At 59.4% G+C, this 22,983-nt stretch carries 25 protein-coding genes; 20 read left to right on the forward strand and 5 right to left on the reverse strand.

The window, feature by feature from the left end; genetic code table 11:
* Window positions 1-14 precede the first annotated feature (14 nt).
* From argJ to JWU58_RS06855, 3 genes are all read left to right on the forward strand, one after another.
* Window positions 15-1,232 (forward strand): bifunctional glutamate N-acetyltransferase/amino-acid acetyltransferase ArgJ, encoded by a 1,218-nt coding sequence (argJ, locus tag JWU58_RS06845; RefSeq protein ID WP_024014097.1) that lies wholly within the window; start codon window positions 15-17, stop codon window positions 1,230-1,232.
* Window positions 1,233-1,391: 159 nt separating this feature from the next.
* The gene (locus JWU58_RS06850) at window positions 1,392-2,024 is read left to right on the forward strand and encodes a glutathione S-transferase family protein (RefSeq protein ID WP_024014096.1); all 633 of its coding nucleotides are present in this window, start codon (window positions 1,392-1,394) and stop codon (window positions 2,022-2,024) included.
* Window positions 2,021-2,965 carry a Nudix family hydrolase gene (locus JWU58_RS06855; RefSeq protein ID WP_206421665.1) on the forward strand — a complete coding sequence of 315 codons (945 nt, stop codon included), beginning with the start codon at window positions 2,021-2,023 and terminating at the stop codon, window positions 2,963-2,965. Before JWU58_RS06850 ends, JWU58_RS06855 begins: the two co-directional genes overlap by 4 nt.
* A 123-nt stretch (window positions 2,966-3,088) precedes the next feature.
* Here the strand turns inward: JWU58_RS06855 and JWU58_RS06860 are convergent, their stop codons facing one another.
* From JWU58_RS06860 to JWU58_RS06870, 3 genes are read right to left on the reverse strand one after another with little or no spacing between them, the layout of a single operon-like run.
* Window positions 3,089-3,673 (reverse strand): cob(I)yrinic acid a,c-diamide adenosyltransferase, encoded by a 585-nt coding sequence (locus JWU58_RS06860; protein ID WP_110602529.1) that lies wholly within the window; start codon window positions 3,671-3,673, stop codon window positions 3,089-3,091.
* Between the two features lie 3 nt (window positions 3,674-3,676).
* Window positions 3,677-5,713 carry a sensor histidine kinase gene (locus JWU58_RS06865; protein ID WP_206421666.1) on the reverse strand — a complete coding sequence of 679 codons (2,037 nt, stop codon included), beginning with the start codon at window positions 5,711-5,713 and terminating at the stop codon, window positions 3,677-3,679.
* A 45-nt stretch (window positions 5,714-5,758) separates the two neighbouring features.
* Window positions 5,759-6,676: a putative 2-dehydropantoate 2-reductase gene (locus JWU58_RS06870; protein WP_206421667.1), complete on the reverse strand. Its 918-nt coding sequence runs from the start codon at window positions 6,674-6,676 to the stop codon at window positions 5,759-5,761.
* 140 nt (window positions 6,677-6,816) lie between these two features.
* On the opposite strand from JWU58_RS06870, the gene JWU58_RS06875 reads away from it, so the two are divergent.
* Both JWU58_RS06875 and JWU58_RS06880 read left to right on the forward strand, forming a co-directional pair.
* On the forward strand, window positions 6,817-7,302 hold the full coding sequence (locus JWU58_RS06875) for a YajQ family cyclic di-GMP-binding protein (protein WP_016773491.1): 486 nt from the start codon (window positions 6,817-6,819) through the stop codon (window positions 7,300-7,302).
* A 152-nt stretch (window positions 7,303-7,454) separates the two neighbouring features.
* Window positions 7,455-8,297, forward strand: a complete 843-nt coding sequence (locus JWU58_RS06880) for a mechanosensitive ion channel family protein (protein ID WP_016773492.1) — start codon at window positions 7,455-7,457, stop codon at window positions 8,295-8,297.
* Between the two features lie 112 nt (window positions 8,298-8,409).
* Here the strand turns inward: JWU58_RS06880 and JWU58_RS06885 are convergent, their stop codons facing one another.
* Window positions 8,410-9,759, reverse strand: a complete 1,350-nt coding sequence (locus JWU58_RS06885) for an OprD family porin (RefSeq protein ID WP_206421668.1) — start codon at window positions 9,757-9,759, stop codon at window positions 8,410-8,412.
* Window positions 9,760-10,648: 889 nt separating this feature from the next.
* Here JWU58_RS06885 and JWU58_RS06890 point away from each other — a divergent pair.
* Window positions 10,649-11,074, forward strand: coding sequence for an HIT family protein (locus JWU58_RS06890; protein WP_016773494.1), 426 nt, complete (start codon window positions 10,649-10,651; stop codon window positions 11,072-11,074).
* 3 nt (window positions 11,075-11,077) lie between these two features.
* Window positions 11,078-11,284: a SlyX family protein gene (locus JWU58_RS06895; protein WP_016773495.1), complete on the forward strand. Its 207-nt coding sequence runs from the start codon at window positions 11,078-11,080 to the stop codon at window positions 11,282-11,284.
* 62 nt (window positions 11,285-11,346) lie between these two features.
* Here the strand turns inward: JWU58_RS06895 and JWU58_RS27385 are convergent, their stop codons facing one another.
* Window positions 11,347-11,949: a cold-shock protein gene (locus JWU58_RS27385; protein WP_016773496.1), complete on the reverse strand. Its 603-nt coding sequence runs from the start codon at window positions 11,947-11,949 to the stop codon at window positions 11,347-11,349.
* 311 nt (window positions 11,950-12,260) lie between these two features.
* Here JWU58_RS27385 and JWU58_RS06905 point away from each other — a divergent pair, with 311 nt between their 5' ends.
* The 13 genes from JWU58_RS06905 (at window position 12,261) to tolB (ending at window position 22,941) form a co-directional block, all read left to right on the forward strand.
* Window positions 12,261-12,731, forward strand: coding sequence for a Dps family protein (locus JWU58_RS06905; protein ID WP_016773497.1), 471 nt, complete (start codon window positions 12,261-12,263; stop codon window positions 12,729-12,731).
* A gap of 181 nt (window positions 12,732-12,912) precedes the next feature.
* On the forward strand, window positions 12,913-13,251 hold the full coding sequence (locus tag JWU58_RS06910; RefSeq protein ID WP_038861040.1) for a ribbon-helix-helix domain-containing protein: 339 nt from the start codon (window positions 12,913-12,915) through the stop codon (window positions 13,249-13,251).
* A gap of 130 nt (window positions 13,252-13,381) precedes the next feature.
* Window positions 13,382-13,603, forward strand: a complete 222-nt coding sequence (locus tag JWU58_RS06915; protein WP_016773499.1) for an FmdB family zinc ribbon protein — start codon at window positions 13,382-13,384, stop codon at window positions 13,601-13,603.
* Between the two features lie 98 nt (window positions 13,604-13,701).
* On the forward strand, window positions 13,702-15,477 hold the full coding sequence (aspS, locus tag JWU58_RS06920; RefSeq protein ID WP_041479793.1) for an aspartate--tRNA ligase: 1,776 nt from the start codon (window positions 13,702-13,704) through the stop codon (window positions 15,475-15,477).
* A gap of 119 nt (window positions 15,478-15,596) precedes the next feature.
* The gene (locus JWU58_RS06925) at window positions 15,597-16,343 is read left to right on the forward strand and encodes a YebC/PmpR family DNA-binding transcriptional regulator (protein WP_076563942.1); all 747 of its coding nucleotides are present in this window, start codon (window positions 15,597-15,599) and stop codon (window positions 16,341-16,343) included.
* A 155-nt stretch (window positions 16,344-16,498) separates the two neighbouring features.
* Complete coding sequence (gene ruvC, locus JWU58_RS06930) at window positions 16,499-17,026, forward strand: crossover junction endodeoxyribonuclease RuvC (RefSeq protein WP_016773501.1); 528 nt, start codon at window positions 16,499-16,501, stop codon at window positions 17,024-17,026.
* Window positions 17,027-17,140: 114 nt separating this feature from the next.
* Window positions 17,141-17,749: a Holliday junction branch migration protein RuvA gene (gene ruvA / locus JWU58_RS06935; protein WP_024014088.1), complete on the forward strand. Its 609-nt coding sequence runs from the start codon at window positions 17,141-17,143 to the stop codon at window positions 17,747-17,749.
* Entirely contained in the window at window positions 17,750-18,811 is a 1,062-nt protein-coding gene (ruvB, locus tag JWU58_RS06940; protein WP_024014087.1) for a Holliday junction branch migration DNA helicase RuvB, read from the forward strand.
* A gap of 127 nt (window positions 18,812-18,938) precedes the next feature.
* Entirely contained in the window at window positions 18,939-19,406 is a 468-nt protein-coding gene (gene ybgC, locus JWU58_RS06945; protein ID WP_041479792.1) for a tol-pal system-associated acyl-CoA thioesterase, read from the forward strand.
* Window positions 19,396-20,091 (forward strand): protein TolQ, encoded by a 696-nt coding sequence (gene tolQ, locus JWU58_RS06950; RefSeq protein WP_008080223.1) that lies wholly within the window; start codon window positions 19,396-19,398, stop codon window positions 20,089-20,091. The genes ybgC and tolQ overlap by 11 nt, the downstream gene beginning before the upstream one ends.
* 23 nt (window positions 20,092-20,114) lie before the next feature.
* Window positions 20,115-20,567 carry a protein TolR gene (tolR, locus tag JWU58_RS06955; protein ID WP_160767866.1) on the forward strand — a complete coding sequence of 151 codons (453 nt, stop codon included), beginning with the start codon at window positions 20,115-20,117 and terminating at the stop codon, window positions 20,565-20,567.
* Complete coding sequence (gene tolA / locus JWU58_RS06960; protein ID WP_016773505.1) at window positions 20,567-21,643, forward strand: cell envelope integrity protein TolA; 1,077 nt, start codon at window positions 20,567-20,569, stop codon at window positions 21,641-21,643. Before tolR ends, tolA begins: the two co-directional genes overlap by 1 nt.
* Before the next feature lie 17 nt (window positions 21,644-21,660).
* Window positions 21,661-22,941 (forward strand): Tol-Pal system beta propeller repeat protein TolB, encoded by a 1,281-nt coding sequence (gene tolB, locus JWU58_RS06965; protein WP_016773506.1) that lies wholly within the window; start codon window positions 21,661-21,663, stop codon window positions 22,939-22,941.
* Window positions 22,942-22,983 lie beyond the last annotated feature (42 nt).

A 22,983-nucleotide genomic window follows, 5' to 3' on the forward strand; every position in this document is an offset into this window, starting at 1 on the left:
TAAGGAGCGCATTCATGGCTGTTGGTCTTGGTCCTTTGCCAACGTTGCACCCGGTTGCCGGTTTTGAACTCGGTATCGCCTCGGCCGGCATCAAGCGCCCGGGGCGCAAGGATGTAGTGGTGATGCGCTGTGCTGAAGGTTCGACCGTGGCTGGCGTGTTCACCCTGAACGCGTTCTGCGCCGCGCCGGTTATCCTGGCGAAAAAACGCGTACAGAACGCCGTGCGTTACTTGTTGACCAACACCGGCAATGCCAACGCCGGCACCGGCGAGCCTGGCTTGGCGGCTGCCGAGCGCACCACCGCTAAGTTGGCCGAGCTGACCGGCGTCGATGCCAGCCAGATTCTGCCGTACTCCACTGGCGTGATCGGCGAGCCGCTGCCGGTCGAGAAGATCGAAGGCGCACTGCAAGCCGCGCTGGACGACCTGTCGGAGAACAACTGGGAAGCCGCCGCCACCGGCATCATGACCACTGACACGCTGCCCAAGGGCGCCAGCCGCCAGTTCGAGCATGACGGCGTGACCATCACCGTCACCGGCATCAGCAAAGGCGCCGGCATGATTCGCCCGAACATGGCGACCATGCTGGGTTACATCGCCACCGACGCCAAAGTCTCCCGCGAGGTGCTGCACAACCTGATGCTCGACGGCGCCAACAAGTCGTTCAACCGCATCACCATCGACGGCGACACCTCGACCAACGACTGCTGCATGCTGATCGCCACTGGCAAGGCCGCGCTGCCTGAGATCACCCGCGCTGAAGGCGAGCTGTTCGCCAAGCTGAAGCAAGCGGTGTTCGAAGTGTGCATGGACGTCGCTCAGGCCATCGTGCGCGACGGCGAAGGCGCGACCAAGTTCGTTACCGTTGAAGTGAATGGCGGCGGCAACCATCAGGAATGCCTGGACGTCGGTTACACCGTGGCCCACTCGCCGCTGATCAAGACCGCGCTGTTCGCCTCTGACCCGAACTGGGGCCGTATCCTCGCTGCCGTGGGCCGTGCCGGCGTGCCGGACCTGGACGTGAGCAAGATCGACGTGTTCCTCGGCGACGTGTGCATCGCCAGCCGCGGCGCTCGCGCAGCGACCTACACTGAAGCACAGGGGGCGGCGGTGATGCAGCAGGAAGAAATCACCATTCGCATCGAACTGGGTCGCGGCGATTGCAGCGAAACCATCTGGACCACCGACCTGTCGCATGAGTACGTGAAGATCAACGCTGAATACCGTACTTGACCTGATCCGGGACCGAGCCGCTCCATTCGCGAGCAGGCTCGCTCCCACAGGGTATTCTCGCTGCAGTTCGGTTTTCTGTGGGAGCGAGCCTGCTCGCGAAAACGGCGATCCGGACACAACCCATTCAGAAGCGTTCCTCTGACGAAAAGGCGCCACACCATGTCCCTGCACCTGATCATCGGCGACAAACTGCTTTCCTCCTGGTCCCTGCGTGCGGCACTGGCGCTGGACCTGACCGGCGCACCCTACAGCGAAGAGCTGATCAAGCTCGGCAAGCCCGACACTCGTGAGCGCCTGCTCAAGCATTCGCCGACCGGCAAGGTGCCGCTGCTGCAAACCACCCGTGGCACCATCGCCGATTCGCTGGCCATCGCTGAATATCTCGCCGAACAGTTTCCGTCCGAGCAACTCTGGCCGAGCGATACCTTTGCCCGCGCCCAGGCCCGCTCGGCCTGCGCACAAATGCACAGCGGCTTCTTCGCCATGCGTAACCACATGCCGTTCAACCTGAGCCAGGACGCACCGCTGAACCCGGTGCCGCCAGAAGTGAAGGTCGATATCGAACGCATGCTCGCGCTATGGGCCGAATGCCGCGCGGCAGCCACGGAAGAGGGGCCTTACCTGTTCGGTCGCGTCAGTCTTGCCGACGCGTTTTTCGCGCCGATCGCCGTGCGCTTGCGCACCTATCAGGTGAAGTTGCCGGCAGTCGACGAAGCGTATGTTGAAACCATCTACCAATGGCCCGCCTTCAAAGCGTGGCAAAAGGCTGGACTGGAGGAATTGAATCCGTGAAACGCGTCCACGTCGCCGCTGCCGTCATCCGTGACGGTGCCGGCAAAATTCTTATCGCCCGCCGTGCCGACACTCAGCATCAGGGCGGCTTGTGGGAGTTTCCCGGTGGCAAGGTCGAGGCTGACGAATCTGTCGAATCGGCACTGGCTCGCGAGCTGCACGAAGAGCTGGGCATCATCGTTGATGCTGCGCGGCCGCTGATCAAGGTTCGCCACGATTACCCGGACAAACAGGTGTTGCTGGATGTCTGGGAAGTCTCAGCGTTCAGCGGCGAACCCCACGGCGCTGAAGGCCAGCCACTGGCTTGGGTCACTGCCAGGGAATTGATCGACTATGAGTTCCCGGCGGCCAATCAGCCGATCGTCGCGGCGGCGCGCTTGCCTGCCGAATACCTGATCACACCGGAAGATGTGGAAGGCCCGGCACTGTTGCGCGGCATCCAGAAGGCGATCGCCGGCGGCATCAAATTGATCCAGCTGCGCGCACCCAACGGCTACGACCCGAAATACCGTGATCTGGCGGTCGACGCGGTGGGCCTGTGTGCGGGCAAGGCACAGTTGATGATCAAAGGGCCCTTCGAATGGCTCGGTGATTTCCCGTCTGCCGGTTGGCACATCACTGCTGCACAACTGCGTAAATACGCGGCGGCTGGGCGTCCGTTGCCGGCGGAGCGTTGGCTCGCGGCGTCGTGCCATAACGCTGAAGAGCTGGCGCTGGCCGAGCAGATGGGTGTCGACTTTGTCACCCTGTCGCCGGTACAGCCGACGCTGACGCACCCGGATGCACAGCCGTTGGGGTGGGAGCAGGCGCAGGCGTTGATCGACGGTTTCAGTAAACCGGTGTTTCTGCTCGGTGGAGTAGGCCCGGCGGAGCGCGAGAAAGCCTGGGGTGCTGGGGCTCAGGGTGTGGCGGGGATTCGGGCGTTCTGGCCAGAAGCTTGATTCTCGATTGAGGCTAGCGGCCTCTTCGCGAGCAGGCTCGCTCCCACAGTGGATTGCATTTCTCCAGTCAGAATGCAGGCAAATGTGGGAGCGAGCCTGCTCGCGATGGCGTCCTGTAAGGCGCTACTTTCCTTCAGGTTTCGCAGCCGGCTGCCACAAAATCTCCGCCACCCCTTGCCGCCGCGCAATCAACCGCGCCACAACAAACAGCAAATCCGACAACCGATTGATATACGCCAGGCCAACCCCGGCCAATGGCTCAACCGAGTTCAAATGCTGACAGCGGCGCTCGGCACTGCGCGCCAGACTGCGGCAGACATGCGCCTGCGCAATCAGCATCGAACCACCCGGCAAGATGAAGTTTTCCAGCGGCCCCAGCTCTTCATTCCACACATCGATCGCCGCTTCCAGCCGCTCGATTTCAGCCTCGTTCAACGCCTGATATTCCGGCATCGCCAGTTCACCGCCGAGGTCGAACAGGCGATGCTGACACGGCGCCAGCACTTCGATGATCTCATTCAGCCCCGGATGCACTGCGCGCTCGGCGAGCAAACCGGCGAGCAGCACGCCGACCTGACTGTTCAGCGTATCGACCTCGCCGATCGCCTCGATGCGCGGGTGATCCTTGGGGACGCGACGGCCGTCACCGAGGCCGGTTTCGCCTTTGTCGCCGGTGCGGGTGTAGATCTTCGACAAGCGAAAGCCCATGGGTTACCTCGATAGTGGATTGGTTTCGGTGGTCAGCGGCGCAGGTTGCGCCAGCGGCAGACGCAGGGTGAAGCAAGTGCCCTGGCCGGGCGCCGACTGCACTTCCATCTGGCCCTTGTGATTGTTGGTGATGATGAAGTACGACACCGACAGACCAAGCCCCGTGCCCTGGCCGATTTCCTTGGTGGTGAAGAACGGCTCGAAGGTACGCTTGCGCACGTTCTCGCTCATGCCGATGCCGTTGTCTTCGACTTGGATCTCGGCCCACGGCGGATTGAGCCGGGTGCGCAGAATGATCCGGCCCGGTTCGCTGTCGTCTTCACGCTGGTGAATCGCCTGTGCGGCGTTTTTCAGCAGATTGAGCAACACCTGTTCCAGCTCGTTGGCGGTGCCCGGCACCGGACCGAGGGCCGGGTCGAACTGACGAATGATCGCCTGGCCCTTGAAGTCGAAGCCGATGGCCAGATCGAAATCGTTGCCGGCGATTTCCACGGCTTGATCAATCAATGCCGGCAGATCGCACGGCGCCATTTGCCGGGTGCTGCGGCGGCTGAAGCTGAGCATGTGCGTGACGATCTTCGCCGCGCGGGCGCCGGCCTGCTGAATGCCGTCGAGCAGTTGCGGGACTTCGCGGCCTTGCAGATAGCGGTTCACCGTGTCCAGTTCGATGCCCAGTTGCTCGGCGGTCTCGATGTTCTTCGGCAGATCCGCCGACAGACGCCGACGAATGTTCTGCACGTTGTGCAGGATCGCGCCAAGCGGGTTGTTGATTTCATGGGCCATGCCGGCCGCAAGGCCACCGACCGAGAGCATCTTTTCTGACTGCACCATCATTTCTTCCAGCGACAGACGCTGAGTGATGTCGTCGATACGGATCACCACGCCACGCCCGGCACCGCCCATCAGTGGGTAAAACGTCAGCGCGTAATGCTTGGGTTCATCGTCCTTGAACCACGTCACTCGGTCGACTTTGGCCACGGTGTGCTGTTCGACGGTGGCCTTGAGCTGCGGCAAAAACGGTTTCAGCGGTTCGAAGGCGAGGAAGATCGGTTGGTTCAAAGCCTCATCCAGGCGTGTGCCGGAGAGCGCGCTGGCTTCCTGATTCCATTGAGTGACGTAAAGCTGCTCGTCGAGAGCGATGAGCGCCGAGGGCATCGAGTCGATGATGCTGTTGAGGTAATTCTGGAAGCCGGTGAGTTTCTTCTCGATCTTGCTGCGCACCTGGACTTCCAGCTCCAGTTTGCGGTTGGTGTGGCGGGTTTCCTCGGCCAGCCCCTGCGCCTGATCGTAGGCGGCCTGCGAGTCGTCGCGTGCGCGTTTGAGCTGCTGCTCGCGGGCTTCGATGCGCGAAAGCATGGTGTTGAACGCCTCGGCCAGACTGCCGATTTCGTCGTGGTTGCCGCGCGCGGCGCGCAGGGCGTAGTTCTCTTCGCGGGTGACCTGGCGGGACAATTCCTCAAGCTGATGAATCGGCCGGGTAATCAGACGTTTGATCTGCCGGGCAATCACCAGCCACAGCAGTACGCTGAAGATCAGGATGCCGAGGCTGGCGGTCAGAGTGCCGGTGTAGAACGCCATCGGCAGTTCGCTGCTGGCGACCAGCAACAGATGCCCCGGCGCGGCACCGGGGCGGGGCAGGGTGATCAGTTGATTGCTGCGAAACTCGGTGAGTTGCCAGGCTTCGACGTGGCGGTAGCGCTCGGGGAGACTGAGTTTCTCGCCGCGCTGCACTTGCGCCAGGCGTTCACCCTTGCCGTCATACAGGGCGGCGGCGCGCAGCGGTGAATAACTGTCGAGCTCCTTGAGCAGGCGCTCGGCGCTGCGCGGCGACTCCAGCGCATCGCTGACCAGACTCGGATTGGCGATCAGCCGGCCGATGGTCTGCAGGGCCTGAGGCGCCATGCTTTCCTGAGAAATGTAGTAGGCGGCGCTGATAAAGGTCAGGTTGGCGACCAGCAGAACCGTGGTCAACAACACCAGCAGGGCGGCCAGCAGTTTCTGGCCGACCGGCAGGTTTTCAAGGCGCTGGCGCAATGGCATCAGGTTTATCGCAGCAGGGGAACAAGTCGTCAGCCTAGCGGCTGCTCAGTCGCTGGGCAATCCACGCTTGCGCAGATGCGCCACCAAACGTTGCTGCAACTGCTGCAGATGCGGCAGATGCAACTGATGGCGCTCGGCAACTTTGCAGGCGTGTCCCAACAGATAGCTGATCTCGGTGCGGCGCTGGTTGGCGACGTCCTGATACATCGAAGAGTAATTGGCGGCGGTGGCGTGGATCACTCGTTCGACTTCCGCTTGCAGATTGTCCGCCGCAGCCGGCTGGCCGCAATGTTGGAGCAGTTCCGCCAGTTCGGCGCAGAGCGTGGCGACTTCGCAGTGATGCTCGTTCAGCCCGCCGTTACGGCAGTTGTGCAACACGGTCAGCGGGTTGATCGCGCAGTTCAGCGCCAGTTTGCGCCACAGGCGAGTAAGGATGTCGGCGCTCCATTCATGGGGAATGTTCGCCGCTTGCAGATCGTCCAGCCAGACCGGCGCCAGCGGATTTGCGCCATCGCCCAGCCAGTTGAACCCGTGACCGGCGAACACCACGCGCCAATCGCCATCACGGAACGCGCCCTCGGTGCTGGAGGCGCTGATGCAGCGCGCCTGTGGCACCCGCGCGGCGACGGCGTCCTGACTGCCGAGGCCGTTTTGCAGGAGGATCAGTTCGGCGTCCGGCGCGAGGCGGGAAGCGAGGCGGGCGACGGCCTCTTCGGCGTCATAGGCCTTGCACGCAACCAGCAATCGGCGAATCGGCTCGGGGCTGTCCGGGGTTTCGCCGGGAACTGCATAGGTATGAGCTTGTCCGTTTTCTACCAGGGTCAAGCCGCCCACTGTCTCGTAGCTTTGCAAGCGCGCCGCATCACGCAGGATCAGGCGCACCGGCAAGCCGGCGCGAGCCAGACGGGTTGCCCAGAGTGTGCCGAGGCTGCCGGCGCCAAGTACGTGCCAGGTGGTCGACATCAGTTTTTTGCTCGATTGCTTGCAGGCATGTGCGGCTCGCCGTATCGGTAGGAAAAGACCCGTTATAATGAGCCCGATTTTAACCGCAAGCCAAGCGCGCTCCATGCACATCGAGCGCGCCTTTTTATTGGAGAGATTACATGCCGTCGTTCGACGTGGTATCCGAACTGGACAAACACGAACTCACCAACGCGGTCGAGAACGCCGTGAAGGAACTCGATCGTCGTTATGACCTGAAAGGCAAAGGCAGCTTCGAGTTCAAGGAAAAAGACCTGACCGTCAGCCTCACCGCCGAAGCCGCTTTCCAGCTCGAAGCGATGATCGAAATCCTCAAGCTGGCGCTAACCAAGCGCAAGATCGACGTGCAGTGCCTCGAGGTCAAGGACGCCTACGCTTCGGGCAAACTGATGAAGCAGGACGCCATCCTCAAGGAGGGCATCGACAAAGAGCTGGCGAAGAAGATCGTCGGCCACATCAAGGAAGCCAAGCTCAAGGTCCAGGCCGCGATTCAGGGCGAGCAGGTGCGTGTCACCGGCAAGAAGCGCGACGATTTGCAGGAAGCCATCGCGGCCCTGCGTGCCAAGGAATTCGGCATGCCGCTGCAGTTCAACAACTTCCGCGACTAAGCTTGGTCTGAAGGCTATGTGGGAGCGACCCTGCTCGCGAATGCGGTGTTTCATTCAGCGAAAAGTTGACTGACACGCCGCATTCGCGAGCAGGCTCGCTCCCACAGTTGTTTTGAATACACCCCGGGAAGCCGGAAATCAGGAGATAGAACATGGATTTGAATGCGGAAGTGGACCACCTGGTCAAGGCGTCCCAGGCGTGGATCCCGATGATCATGGAATACGGCAGCCGCGTGCTGCTGGCAGTGATTACCCTGGCCATCGGCTGGTGGCTGATCAACAAGGTCACGCAAAAACTCGGCGGTCTGCTCGCCCTGCGCAATGCCGACCTCGCGCTGCAAGGCTTTATCAGCAGCTTGGCCAACATCATTCTCAAGGTGTTGCTGATTGTCAGCGTCGCGTCGATGATCGGCGTCGAAACCACCTCGTTCGTCGCGGCCATCGGTGCTGCGGGTCTGGCGATTGGCTTGGCCTTGCAGGGCAGCCTGGCGAACTTCGCTGGCGGTGTGCTGATTCTGCTGTTCCGCCCGTTCCGCATCGGTGACTGGATCGAAGCCCAAGGTGTAGCGGGTACCGTCGACAGCATCCAGATTTTCCACACCGTGCTGCGTACCGGCGACAACAAGACCATCATCCTGCCCAACGGCAACCTGTCGAACGGCATCATCACCAACACCAACCGCCAGCCAACTCGCAAAGTCGTGTTTGATGTCGGCGTGGATTACGAGGCGGATCTGCAGAAAGCCCGTCAGGTATTGCTGGATCTGGCCAAGGATCCCCGCGTCATGCAGGACCCGGAACCACAGGCGGTGATTTCGACATTGGGTGATAGCTCGATCACGGTTTCCCTGCGTGTCTGGGTTAAAACTGCGGATTATTGGGATGTGATGTTCATGTTCAATGAGCAGGCGCGTGATCGTTTGAAGGCTGCCGGGATTGATATTCCGTTTCCGCAGCGGGTTATACGCGTAGTGCAGGAATCGGCGACACAATGATAGGTTGCTAGCTAACTACTTGCTTTGCTAGTCAGTCTTTTAAATAATTGAAAATAAAAAAGGCCCATCGGAGATGGGCCTTTTTTTATGCTTTGAAACTAACCGCTGACAATTACAAGATGTTCAGCGGGTACTCGGTGATCAGACGGAACTCTTTGACATCGCCTTCACCTTCGTCGGCGTTGGCAACGTGCCAAGCTTGACGAATGCGGAAGGACAGGTCTTTAGCCGGACCGCTTTGAACAACGTACTTGGCCTCAAAGTTGGTTTCGTGGTGTTTGCCATCTTCACCATACAGACCGGCGTAAGCGCTGCCCGCTGGAGTGTTGGTACCGTCGATATCCCAACCTTTGACGTAACGAACCATGAAGCTCAGGCCAGGAACGCCGTACTCGGCCATTTTCAGGTCATAACGAGCCTGGATGGATTTCTCGCCAGGAGCGTTGAAGTCAGAGTACTGGATCGAGTTGGCGAGGAAGATCGAGTCGCCGCCACGGTTGTTCTTGCCCACACCGATGTAGTCGAACGGGGTATCGCCGTTGACCTTCTGGAAGCCCAGGGTAAAGGTGTGTGCCTTCAGGAACGACAGCGCGGTAGCCAGCGAGAATGCGGTGTTGCTGATGTCGCCCGCTTCAGCGCTGCCGGTGTCGGTGGTGCGGTAGATGTTGAAGTCGGTGTTCAGCGAAGTATCACCACCGAACGGGGTGGTCAGGTTCACGTTGGCGTAGTACTGGTTCCAGATGTCTTCCAGCTTGGCGCCGTACAGCGATGCACTGAGGTTGTCAGTGATCGAGTATTTGCCGCCGAAGTAGTCGATGTTGTTCGCTTCAACACCGGCGTAGGTAGCGTAGAGGCCGCCATCGCGTGCGTTCTTGTCCTGGCTGGAGCCGGAGTAGAAGTGGCCGGCTTCCAGGTCCAGATCTTTCACTTCGCTGCTCTGCAACTGGAAGCCAGTGGCAGTTTGCGGAAGGATGCGGGAACCGCCGACAGCGAACACTGGAGAAGTGCTTGGCTGCATGTCGCCGAATTTCAGTTCGGTCTTGGAGACACGGAACTTGATGGAAGCGCCTGCCTTGCCCTGACTGTCGTTGACGTCGCGGGCATAGCCGTTGGCCTTGACGGTATCGCTACGGCTCATGTTGCCAGTACCGGAAGTACCGTCACCGCCATCCAGTTTCAAGGCCAGATAGCCGTATGCATCAATACCTACACCCACGGTGCCCTGGGTATAACCGGAGGTGAAGTTGCCGAGGAAACCCTGGGTCCAGTCTTTCTGGTCACGGCCACCGTTCTTGTTGTCGCGGTTGAAGTAGTAGTTCTTCAACGTCTCGGTGAGTTTCGCACCTTCAACAAAACCTTTGGCTTCTGCCTGGTCATCTACGAACGGGGCGGCCGTAGCCAACTGCGAACTGGCTGCTGCTGCAACTGCCAGTGCGATCATGCTCCACTTCATCACGCGCATCGTGATTTGCTCCTTTGGTTTTAGAAGAGTACTGCCGTCCCACCTGTTTTATTATCTGGGCGGCTCTTTCTTTTTGTGTCGGCGCAAACTTATATCACGCCGACAATGTTGGCGATACTTGCGAAACCAACCTTTCAGCTTCTTTACGGCGTTGTCGCAAAAGGAGCGCTGGATGTCGCAAATTCACAGTACCGATGCAGCCGGACTGACAACTTTATCGCTGTTTCCGGGCCTTTTTGCATCGCTAAAAAAGAGTCCCTGGCAAAACACTTGAATCTCCATCGGGCAACCCTGCCACTGTTTTTATTGGCTTCAGACGACCACTTCCAGTGGTGCGCTTATAGTCCATACCGTTACGAATGCAACAAGCGTGCACAAACCGCAAAATCGATACGGTTATTTTTTTCTTTGGCGTCCGGATATGTGAAAACCTTGTGAAAACGGGGCCTCGGGCCAGTTTTGTTGCGGGCTTGACGACGATTTCCCAATGGTGTTGCAACGCACCAAAGGCGCGCAGGACAACCAAAAACGTTACCGGTTCACCCCGCATTGAGTATTTGGCGGATGCCCGACCCACTGAGCGTAGACGTGTTGTGCAGTTTTGGTGCAAAAAAATCACAATCGGGCCCGAGTAAAACTGGCGCCGTCCGATTCGAGGGTCGACAGATCAGGGGTTTTCATGCGGATCTTCACGTCAAGGCTCATGTCCGGGGCTGTATTGGTGCGTCGGCGAGATAAATGTCTTATGTCGGCGCGCTTACTGAATTACTGTCGGAGGGAAGCGTGAAGCCCGCTGCATTCGCAGGTATGCTGCCGTTCTGTCGCTTGGCGCGCTGCTTTTACGGCGCCGCCGCTAAGCTGAGTCATAGGATCAGCGGGAGTGCTCACAGTGTTTGCTTTGGATTCACGACTTCAACAGGACGCCCTGGTCATCGGCGACTTTCCGTTGTGCCGGCTGTTGCTGTCCAACGACAGCAATTACCCTTGGTTCATCCTGGTACCTCGTCGCGAGGATATCAGCGAGTTGTTTCAGTTGGATGTCGCCGATCAGCAACAGCTATGGCGGGAAACCACCACCCTTGCCGAATTGCTCAAGGATTCCTTCGATGCTGACAAGCTGAACGTGGCAACCCTGGGTAACGTTGTCAGTCAGTTGCACATGCATGTCATTGTGCGTAAACGCGACGACGCCGCTTGGCCGGCGCCGGTCTGGGGCAGGCACCCGGCCAAGCCGTACAGCGCGGAACAGGTAGCAGCCATTCGCGAGCGCTTGCGTCTGGTGCTGACTGAAGAATTCACCTTTGTGGAGGGCTGAGTCATGAGCCTTGAAGAACGCGTTACCGATCTGGAAAGCCGTCTGGCCTTTCAGGATGACACCATTCAGGCATTGAACGATGTGCTGGTGGCCCAGCAGAGAGTCATCGAGCGCCTGCAATTGCAGATGGAAGCGCTGATCAAGCGTCACGAAGAAATGGTCGGGCAGTTCGGTGCTTTTGAAGAAGATGCGCCACCGCCGCATTATTGAGTCATTCGGCAGGCATAAAAAAACCGCGAACAGCCAGGCTGTTCGCGGTTTTTTGCTTTGGATCAGCGACGCGGCAGAGCGGCGATCACGTCCTCGGCTTGCAGGCCTTTGTCGCGGTTCATCACCGAGAACTCGACGCGCTGGCCTTCGACCAGGACGCGGTGGCCTTCGCCACGAATGGCGCGAAAGTGCACGAAAATATCATCGCCGGAATCCCGGGAGATAAACCCGAAACCCTTGGAAGTGTTGAACCACTTCACGGTGCCGGTATCGCGATTGCTCATGTCATAGGTAGTCGGCGCAGCGGCCGGTGACGATTTGTAGAAGCTGACAGCCAAATGCAGCAGCACGGCAACCAGGGCGATCACCAGACTGAACAACACCGCCGGCTGGCCAGCGATGACCGGCATCGGCGCGATCAGGGTCAAGGTTTGCAGGACGACAGTCAGTACCAGAAGGGCGCTGACCAGATTTTGCAGATGCTGGCGCGGGCCTTTGTTCCAGTAGGGAATTACTGGAGCGATGACCAGGTTCAGCAGGCCGAAAAAGGCCAGGTAAAGTGCATCGGGCTGTTGCAGGTAAGGAACGGCTTCGGCTTTCAGGCTGGGTATGAACGACAGCAGCAAGGCTGCTGCGCCCATTAGCAGGTGGACGATTTTCAACATTTTGATTGGCTCACGTTATGACGGCTCACAAGGAAGAGCTGAAGGCGCACGGTTCGCTTCAGGACAAAATAAGAGGCGGTGGACACGTACACGGCATCAGCCTATGCGCAACGCCCCGGAAAATAGGGCATGGCGACACACTGCCTATTTAACAGCAAAGCCTGCGGCTACTCAAATCAGCCCGGCCAGCGGCAGAGAAACGGTCGATTTGTCGCAGTCAGATCACGGATTGATAGCTGCGAGCGGGCGCTTGCCTTGCTAAAGTGGGGCTGAACCTGCTGGATGAATTCAATCACTGTTAGGGGGTAAGCATGGCAATTGATATCGGTATCAGTGAAGAAGACCGCAAATCCATCGTCGAAGGGCTGTCGCGACTGCTGTCGGACACCTACGTGCTGTATCTGAAAACCCATAACTTTCACTGGAACGTCACCGGCCCGATGTTCCGCACGCTGCACCTGATGTTCGAAGAGCAATACAACGAGCTGGCGCTGGCCGTCGATTCGATCGCCGAGCGTATCCGTGCGTTGGGCTTCCCGGCGCCGGGTGCTTACGCGACCTATGCGCGTCTTTCTTCTATTAAAGAAGAAGTCGGTGTACCGAGCGCCGAAGACATGATCAAGCAATTGGTCGAAGGCCAGGAAGCGGTGACGCGTACCGCGCGCGGCATTTTCCCGCTGCTGGACAAGGTCAGCGACGAGCCGACCGCCGATCTGCTGACCCAGCGCATGCAAGTGCACGAGAAAACTGCGTGGATGCTGCGCGCACTGCTCGAGGAATGATCCAGACGCTGCGGACGGCGTGAGGTCGTCCGCATGCTCTCCAGACTCTTACCGTTGTCGTTGGCTTATCCTACGAGGCTGGTCAACAAGTCGTATGGCGCTAACTTTGTCACTGGGTTTTTATGAAGGCGCAGGATGTTGCCTTATAAATCAGCAGTCATGGCAAAGGAGTGTCAACGCTATGGTAGAAGGAGACAGGCGAAGCGACAGGATGTCGGCTTCGCGGCACGTAATTAAAGTCGACCCGTTTGTCAGCGAGTTCGACATGAATCTGATCCGGCCGCTGTCGCGGTCGATTCGCCTCAACGGTTTTGCGACCTGCCTGCGACTCGAGCAGGTCTACTGGAATATTCTCGGCGGCATGGCCGAGGACAATCATTGTTCGGTCAGCACACTGTTATCCCACGTCGATCGCGAGGTGCATCTGCGTTACGGCGGGGTGAAGAATTTCAGTGCGCTGGTACGGGTGGTTTGTGTCATGAACGGGATCAAAGATCTCGCACCCGCCGTTTCGCGCTGAAACGGCGGTTGCAACGAGGTTGAAGGCTGTGCAGCGTTACGGCTGCACAGCCTGCATTTAATCGATATAATCCCGCGCTTTCGCCGCAAAGCCCTGCGCGCGGCAGCAATCTGATCGCCGAGACACCTCCATGCCAATGTACGATTACCAATGTGCTTCCTGTGGTCATCAGTTGGAAGCCATTCAGAAGATCAGCGACGCACCGTTGGTCGATTGCCCTGCCTGCCAGGCGCCCGAACTGAAGAAGCAGCTGTCCATGCCGGGTTTTCGCCTCAGCGGCAACGGTTGGTACGAGACCGACTTCAAGACCGGAGCCAAGAAGAATCTGGCCGGTGGCGACAAAGCTGACTAGGGTTCCAACCCTGAACGAACGACACGCGTGAGTTTCCGCCTTGCTTGATGGCGGCGGGATCTCCACCGAATTTCGAATTACGAGAAGCGAACCACACCATGATGCGCAGCCACTATTGCGGCCAACTGAACGAAAGCCTGGAAGGCCAGGAAATTACCCTTTGCGGATGGGTTCACCGTCGCCGCGACCACGGCGGGGTGATTTTCCTCGACATCCGTGATCGTGATGGTCTGGCCCAGGTGGTGTTCGACCCGGATCGCGCCGAGAGCTTCGCCGCCGCCGATCGCGTGCGCAGCGAATACGTCGTGAAGATCACCGGCAAGGTGCGTCTGCGTCCGGCGGGCGCGACCAACGCCAACATGGCCTCGGGCATGATCGAAGTGCTCGGTTATGAACTGGAAGTGCTGAACGAGTCGGAAACCCCGCCGTTCCCGCTCAACGAGTTCTCCGACGTTGGCGAAGAAACCCGCCTGCGCTATCGCTTCCTCGACCTGCGTCGTCCGGAAATGGCCGAGAAGCTGCGTCTGCGTTCGCGCATGACCACCAGCATCCGTCGCTTCCTCGACGAGAACGGCTTCCTCGACGTCGAAACGCCGATCCTGACCCGGGCCACCCCGGAAGGCGCGCGTGACTATCTGGTGCCGAGCCGTACCCACGCCGGTTCGTTCTTCGCCCTGCCGCAATCGCCGCAGCTGTTCAAGCAACTGCTGATGGTGGCCGGCTTCGACCGTTACTACCAGATCGCCAAGTGCTTCCGTGACGAAGACCTGCGTGCCGACCGTCAGCCGGAATTCACCCAGATCGACATCGAGACCAGCTTCCTCGATGAAAAAGAGATCATGGGCCTGACCGAGCAGATGATCCGCAACCTGTTCAAGGAAGTGCTGAACCTGGAGTTCGGCGAATTCCCGCACATGACCTTCGAAGAAGCCATGCGCCGCTACGGTTCGGACAAGCCGGACCTGCGTATTCCGCTGGAACTGGTCGACGTTGCCGACCAGCTCAAGGAAGTCGATTTCAAGGTGTTCAGCGGCCCGGCCAACGATCCGAAGTGCCGCATTGCCGCACTGCGCGTTCCAGGCGGGGCGAGCATGCCGCGCAAACAGATCGACGACTACACCAAGTTCGTCGGCATCTACGGTGCCAAGGGCCTGGCGTACATCAAGGTCAACGAGCGTGCTGCCGGTGTTGAAGGTCTGCAATCGCCGATCGTGAAGAACATCCCGGAAGACAAGCTCAACGTGATCCTCGATCGCGTTGGCGCAGTCGATGGCGACATCGTGTTCTTCGGTGCCGACAAGGCCAAGATCGTCAGCGAAGCCCTGGGCGCGCTGCGTATCAAGCTCGGTCACGACCTCAAGCTGCTGACCTGCGAGTGGGCACCAATGTGGGTCGTCGACTTCCCGATGTTCGAAGAGAACGACGACGGCAGCTTCTCGGCGCTGCACCACCCGTTCACCGCACCGAAGTGCACCCCGCAGGAGCTCGAAGCCAACCCGGCCGGCGCACTGTCCCGTGCGTACGACATGGTGTTGAACGGCACCGAGCTGGGCGGCGGTTCGATCCGTATCCACCGCAAGGAAATGCAGCAAGCGGTATTCCGCCTGCTGGGCATCAACGAAGCGGAACAGGAAGAGAAGTTCGGCTTCCTGCTCGACGCGCTGAAGTACGGTGCACCGCCGCACGGTGGTCTGGCCTTCGGCCTGGACCGTCTGGTGATGCTGATGACCGGCGCCCAGTCGATCCGTGAAGTGATCGCCTTCCCGAAAACCCAGAGTGCTGCCGACGTGATGACGCAGGCTCCGGGCGTAGTGGATGCCAAGGCACTGCGCGAGCTGCACATTCGCCTGCGCGAAACGCCAAAGGCTGAGTAAGACGGGCCTGAAGGCGCATCTTCGGATGCGCCTTTTTTCTTTCTCAGGTCGAATTTTTCAATTGCCGGCCGCTGCCTTGGCGGGGCGGGCAAGGTTTCAAAGAGCATTCGGAGCAAGTTATGGCAGGTCATTCCAAGTGGGCAAACATCAAGCACCGCAAAGAACGTCAGGATGCCAAGAGGGGCAAGATCTTCACCAAGTGGATCCGTGAACTGACCGTTGCGGCCCGTCAGGGTGGCGGTGATCCGGGTTCCAACCCGCGTCTGCGTCTGGCTCTGGACAAGGCGTTGAGCGCCAACATGAGTCGCGACATCATTGACCGTGCCGTCGCGCGCGGTGCCGGCGCCACTGAAGCGGACAACGTTGAAGAGCTGACCTATGAAGGCTACGGCCCGGGCGGTGTGGCGGTGATGGTCGAGTGCATGACTGACAACCGCAACCGTACCGCCGCAGCGGTGCGTCACGCGTTCAGCAAGTGTGGCGGCAACCTCGGCACCGACGGTTCGGTGGCCTATCTGTTCGAGCGCAAGGGCCAGATCAGTTTCGCCCCGGGTGTCGATGAAGACGCACTGACCGAAGCGGCGCTGGAAGCCGATGCTGATGACGTGGTCACCCACGACGACGGTTCGATCGACGTGTTTACGTCGTTCACCGGGTTCTATGCGGTGCGCAACGCGCTGGAAGCGGCCGGGTTCAAGGGCGATGATGCGGAAATCGTCATGCAGCCAACAACTAGCGCCGAGCTGGATCTGGAAGGGGCGGAGAAGGTGCTCAAGCTGATCGACATGCTTGAGGACCTGGACGACGTGCAGAACGTCTACTCCAACGCGGATATCCCGGAAGACGTCGCCGCTCAGCTTGGTTGATAAGCGACTAGTCTTCCCAGTGGGAGCGAGCCTGCTCGCGAAAGCGGTGTGTCATTCAGCACCTGTATGTGCTGACATACCGCCTTCGCGAGCAGGCTCGCTCCCACATTTGCTATTGGCTGTCAGGTAAATCGTTTTATGAATCTGCAGGCGTTATGACTCTAATTCTTGGTATCGACCCCGGTTCGCGCATCACCGGTTACGGGATCGTTCGCGATACCGGGCGGGGCGGCTGCATCTATGTGGCCTCGGGCTGCATTCGCACCGGCTCCGGCGAGCTGCATGAGCGTCTGCAAATCGTCTATCGCGGCGTGCGCGAAATCATCAAGACCTACGGACCGGTGACCATGGGCATCGAAAAGGTGTTCATGGCGAAAAACGCCGACTCGGCGCTGAAACTCGGTCAGGCGCGCGGCGCTGCGATTGTCGCCGGCGCCGAAGAGTGTCTGGAAATCGCCGAGTACACCGCCACGCAAGTCAAACAGGCGGTGGTCGGCACCGGTGCGGCCAATAAGGAGCAGGTGCAGATGATGGTCATGCACATGCTCAAGTTGACCAGCAAGCCGCAGATCGACGCCTCCGACGCCCTCGCGATCGCCATTTGCCATGCGCACACGCGCTCAAGCCTGCTACCGCACGGGCTGGGAACCGCACGCAGTCGTGGCGGGCGCCTGCGTCTCTGATAGCATCAGCATCAATTTTCCTGAAAGTGGCTTTGCGGTGCCTGTGTTGCCGGCGCGCAAGCCACCTTCAATCGTCGCCAGCCCACGGCTGGCCAGCGCTCAAGGATTCAAAACGTGATTGGACGCTTGCGCGGCACCCTGGCTGAGAAACAGCCGCCGCACCTGATTCTCGATGTCAATGGCCTCGGCTATGAGGTGGAAGTGCCGATGACCACGCTTTATCGGTTGCCGTCGGTCGGTGAACCGCTGACCCTGCACACCCATTTGGTCGTACGCGAAGATGCGCAATTGCTCTATGGTTTTGCCGGCAAGCGTGAGCGAGACTTCTTTCGCGAGCTGATCCGTCTCAACGGGGTCGGACCGAAGCTGGCGCTGGCGTTGATGTCGAGCCTGGAAGTCGATGAGCTGGTGCGCTGCGTGCAGTCTCAGGACACTTCGGCGTTGACCAAGGTGCCGGGGGTTGGCAAGAAGACCGCCGAGCGTCTGCTGGTGGAATTGAAAGATCGCTTCAAGGCCTGGGAAACCTCGCCGGCGATGTTCGCGCTGGTGCCGAATCAGCCGGACGGCCCGGCGCCGGTCAACAGCGCCGAGACCGATGCGGTCAGCGCGTTGATCTCGTTGGGCTACAAGCCGCAGGAAGCGAGCAAGGCGATTTCCGCGATCAAAGACAAGAACCTGAGCAGCGAAGACCTGATCCGCCGCGCTCTGAAGGGAATGATTTAAGTGATTGAAGCTGATCGTCTGATCGCCGCCGCGCACAGCCCGCGCGAGCGCGAAGAAGTCCAGGATCGGGCCATCCGCCCGGTCAGTCTGGCCGACTACATTGGCCAGCCGACCGTGCGCGAGCAGATGGAGCTGTTCATCCAGGCTGCCCGTGGCCGCAGTGAATCCCTCGATCACACCCTGATCTTCGGCCCTCCGGGGCTAGGCAAGACTACGCTGGCCAACATCATCGCCCAGGAAATGGGTGTGTCGATCAAGAGCACCTCCGGGCCAGTGCTGGAGCGTCCGGGTGATCTGGCCGCGTTGCTGACCAATCTTGAGCCGCACGACGTGTTGTTCATCGACGAAATCCATCGTCTGTCGCCGATCGTTGAAGAAGTGCTGTACCCGGCGATGGAAGATTTCCAGCTCGACATCATGATTGGCGAGGGGCCGGCGGCGCGTTCGATCAAACTCGATCTGCCGCCGTTCACTCTGGTCGGCGCCACCACCCGCGCCGGCATGCTGACCAACCCCTTGCGAGACCGCTTCGGTATCGTCCAGCGCCTGGAGTTCTACAGCACGGCGGATCTGGCAACCATCGTCAGTCGTTCGGCGGCGATTCTCGGTCTGCCGCTGGATCCGGAAGGTTCGTTCGAGATCGCTCGTCGCGCCCGTGGCACGCCGCGAATTGCCAACCGTCTGCTGCGTCGGGTACGCGATTTCGCTGAAGTACGCGCCAAGGGCCACATCACCAAAGCGGTGGCGGATTTGGCGCTGAACCTGCTGGACGTCGATGAACACGGTTTCGATCACCAGGACCGGCGACTGCTGCTGACCATGATCGAGAAGTTCGATGGCGGCCCGGTCGGTATCGACAGTCTGGCGGCGGCGATCAGTGAAGAGCGCCACACCATTGAAGACGTGCTCGAGCCGTATCTGATCCAGCAGGGCTATATCATGCGCACGCCACGGGGCAGGGTGGTGACGCGGCATGCCTACCTGCACTTTGGTTTGAATGTTCCGTCACGCATGGGCGAGATGCCCGTGGCAGACGAGTTTCTCGACGCCGTCGACGATTGATACACATTTGCTGGTGATTTATTCAGGGTTTGTACTGTCAGACGACGGTACTTTTGCGTTAAAGCTTTGAAACCACGAAAAACAGTTGTCTGGCCGGATTGGCAACCTGAGGAGTAAGCACTAGAGTATGCGCGCGCAAAACGGGCTTGAGCCGTTCGCACATCGTTGTCGCGTTTATTACGAGGACACCGATGCGGGCGGCATCGTGTATTACGTTAATTACCTCAAGTTTATGGAACGGGCTCGAACCGAGCGGCTACGGGAACTGGGCTTTGCCCAATCTGTGCTTGCCGGAGAGGACCTGTTGTTCGTCGTGCATTCCAGCGAAGCGCGCTACCACGCGCCGGCGCGACTGGATGACGAACTGCTGGTAAGCGCTGATGTAATCGAATTGAACCGTGCCAGCCTGCGCTTCAAGCAGCAGGTCAGGCGGGCCACGGATAATGTGCTGCTCTGCGAAGGGCAGTTTTTGGTGGCCTGCGTGCGCACCGACAGTTTGAAACCCCGGGCCCTTCCCGAAGACCTGCGTGCGGCCTTCGCCGACGCGGTCGGCCCGGGTACACACTCAAAGCAGGAGATAAAGCGTGGAAGCTAACGTCGTCGACCATTCCTCCATGTGGAGCCTGGTCAGCAATGCCAGCATCGTGGTGCAGTTGGTAATGTTGACCCTGGTGGCCGCATCGGTGACCTCATGGATCATGATCTTTCAGCGCAGCAACTTGCTGCGTGCCGGTCGACGCGCCCTGGAGAGCTTCGAAGAGCGCTTCTGGTCCGGTATCGACCTGTCCAAACTGTACCGTCAGGCTGGCAGCAACCCTGATCCGGATTCGGGCGTGGAGCAGATCTTTCGTGCCGGTTTCAAGGAATTCTCCCGTCTGCGGCAGCAGCCAGGTGTCGATCCTGAAGCCGTGATGGAAGGTGTCGCCCGTGCCATGCGCGTGGCCATCTCGCGCGAAGAAGAGAAACTCGAGCAGAGCCTGCCGTTCCTCGCCACTGTTGGTTCGGTCAGCCCGTACATCGGTCTGTTCGGTACCGTGTGGGGGATCATGAACTCCTTCCGCGGTCTGGCCAGCGCTCAGCAAGCGACCCTCGCCACCGTTGCTCCGGGTATCGCCGAAGCCCTTATCGCCACCGCGATCGGCCTGTTCGCTGCGATCCCGGCGGTCATCGCTTACAACCGTTTTGCTGCGCGCAGCGAAACCTTGCTGGGCCGCTACTACACCTTCGCCGATGAATTCCAGGCGATCCTGCACCGCAAAGTGCACACCAGCGAAGAATAAGCAGGTATTTCCCGATGGCTTTAATCGCTCGAGCTCGCAAAAAGCGCAAGCCGGTCGCCGAGATGAACGTAGTGCCCTACATCGACGTGATGTTGGTGCTGCTGGTCATCTTCATGGTGACCGCGCCGATGCTCAATCAGGGCGTGAAAGTTGATCTGCCCAAGGTTTCCAGCGAAGCCTTGCCGCAGGACAACAACACCCAGGTCCTGACCATTTCGATCAAGGCTGACAAGACCTACTACTGGAACCTTGGCAGCGAAGTCGACACCGAGAAGCAACAGGACAGGGCCATGACCCTGCCACAGATGACTGACGCGGTGACCAAGATCATCCGCGCCGGCACCGAGGGCGGCAAACGCACCCAGGTGTTCATTCGTGGTGACAAGACTGTCGACTACGGCGCCGTCATGGGTGCCATGGGCGGGTTGCAGAAAGCCGGGGTCGGTAACGTTGGTCTGATTACCGAGGCCCCCTGATGCAGCAACAGCGAGAGCCGTCCGCCTCGGAAAGCTACTTCTGGCCTAGTGTTCTGGCGATTGTCCTGCACGTGCTGGTGTTCGGCATGCTGTTCGTCAGTTTTGCCTTCACGCCCGAACTGCCGCCGGCCAAGCCGATCGTCCAGGCGACTCTGTACCAGCTGAAATCGAAAAGTCAGGCGACCACCCAGACCAATCAGAAGATTGCGGGTGAGGCGAAGAAATCCGCCGCGCGCCAGACCGAAGTCGAACAGATGGAACAGAAAAAGATCGAGCAGGAAGCGGTGAAGGCGGCGGAACAAAAGAAAGAGGAAGCGGCTCAAAAGGCCGAGGAAGCCAAGAAGGCCGACGAGGCGAAGAAAGCGGACGAAGCGAAAAAGGCTGATGAAGCCAAGAAAGCCGACGACGCGAAGAAAGCCGAAGCGAAAAAGGCCGAAGAGAAACAATTGGCTGATATAGCCAAGAAGAAGGCCGAAGACGAAGCGAAGAAGGCTGCTGAGGAAGAGGCGAAGAAAGCCGCTGCCGAAGAAGCCAAGAAGAAGATCGTCGAAGACGCGAAGAAGAAAGCCGCCGAAGACGCCAAGAAGAAAGCTGAAGCTGAAGAGGCGAAGAAGAAAGTCGCCGAAGACGCGAAGAAGAAAGCTGCTGCCGATGCTGCGAAGAAGAAAGCGCAGGAAGCGGCACGCAAATCCGCCGAAGACAAAAAGGCCCAGGCCCTGGCAGATCTGCTTTCCGACACGCCGCAGCGTCAGCAGGCCCTGGCCGATGAGCAGGGTGACGAGGTTGCCGGCAGTTTCGATGACCTGATTCGCGCTCGCGCAGCAGAAGGCTGGGCTCGTCCTCCTTCGGCGCGCAAAGGCATGACGGTCGTGCTGCAAATCGGCATGTTGCCGGACGGCACGGTGACTTCGGTCAGCGTGGCCAAGTCCAGCGGTGACGGTCCGTTCGATGCTTCGGCAGTCGCGGCAGTGAAGAATATTGGACGTTTGACAGAAATGCAGGGAATGAAGCCGAGCGATTTCGCTCCGTATCGTTCATTCAAGATGACATTCACACCTGAGGATCTAGCCTTGTGAGAAACCTTCTTCGAGGAATGCTGGTCGTGATCTGCTGCATGGCAGGGATCGCGGCGGCAGATGAAAAGAACATTCTGGTCACCAGCGGCAGCGATCGGGCTACTCCGATCGCCGTCGTACCGTTCGGCATGCAGGGCGGCGCCGTGCTGCCGGATGACATGGCTGAAATCATTGGCAACGATTTGCGCAACTCGGGCTATTACTCGCCGATTCCGAAAGCCAACATGATCAGCCAGCCAAGCCAGCCGAGCGAAATCATCTTCCGTGACTGGAAGGCGGTGGGTGCTCAGTACATGATGGTCGGCAGCATCGCTCCAGCGGGCGGTCGCCTGCAGGTGCAGTGGGCACTGTTCAACGTCGCCACCGAGCAGAAAGTGGCGGACGGCAGTGTTTCCGGTACGACCGACCAGATCCGTGACATGGCGCACTTCATCTCCGATCAGTCGTTCCAGAAGCTGACCGGCATTGAAGGTGCCTTCTCGACGCGCCTGCTGTACGTGACGGCCGAGCGTTTTTCCGAGAAGAACACCCGTTACACCCTGCAACGCTCCGACTATGACGGTGCCCGCGCAGTGACTCTGCTGCAATCGCGCGAGCCGATCCTGTCGCCGCGTTTTGCACCGGACGGCAAGCGTATCGCCTACGTGTCGTTCGAGCAGAAGCGTCCGCGTATCTTCATGCAGAACATCGACACTGGTCGCCGTGAGCAGATCACCAACTTCGAAGGCCTCAACGGCGCGCCAGCCTGGTCGCCGGATGGCAATCGCCTGGCGTTCGTGCTGTCGAAAGACGGTAACCCGGACATCTACGTAATGAACCTCGGTTCGCGTCAGATCAGCCGCGTAACCAATGGCCAAGGCATCAATACCGAACCGTTCTGGGGCAAGGATGGCTCGACCATCTATTTCACCTCGGACCGTGGCGGCAAGCCGCAAATCTATAAAACCAGCGTCGGTGGCGGTGGTGCCGAGCGTGTGACGTTCGTGGGCAACTACAACGCCAACCCGAAACTTTCGGCTGATGAAAAGACTTTGGTGATGATCCATCGTCAGGATGGCTTCACCAATTTCAAGGTGGCAGCTCAGGATCTGCAGCGGGGTAGTGTAAAGATCCTCACTGATAGCACTCTGGACGAGTCACCTACTGTTGCGCCCAACGGCACCATGGTAATCTACGCCACCCGCCAACAGGGCCGGGGAGTCTTGATGCTCGTGTCCATTAATGGACGCGTGAGGCTCCCGCTTCCTACCGCTCAAGGCGAAGTCAGAGAACCGTCCTGGTCCCCTTACCTGAAGTGAGCGGGCGCTACACGTTTTACTTAACACACTGGGGTTCATTAG

Source organism: Pseudomonas atacamensis (assembly GCF_017167965.1).
Taxonomy (GTDB): domain Bacteria; phylum Pseudomonadota; class Gammaproteobacteria; order Pseudomonadales; family Pseudomonadaceae; genus Aquipseudomonas; species Aquipseudomonas atacamensis.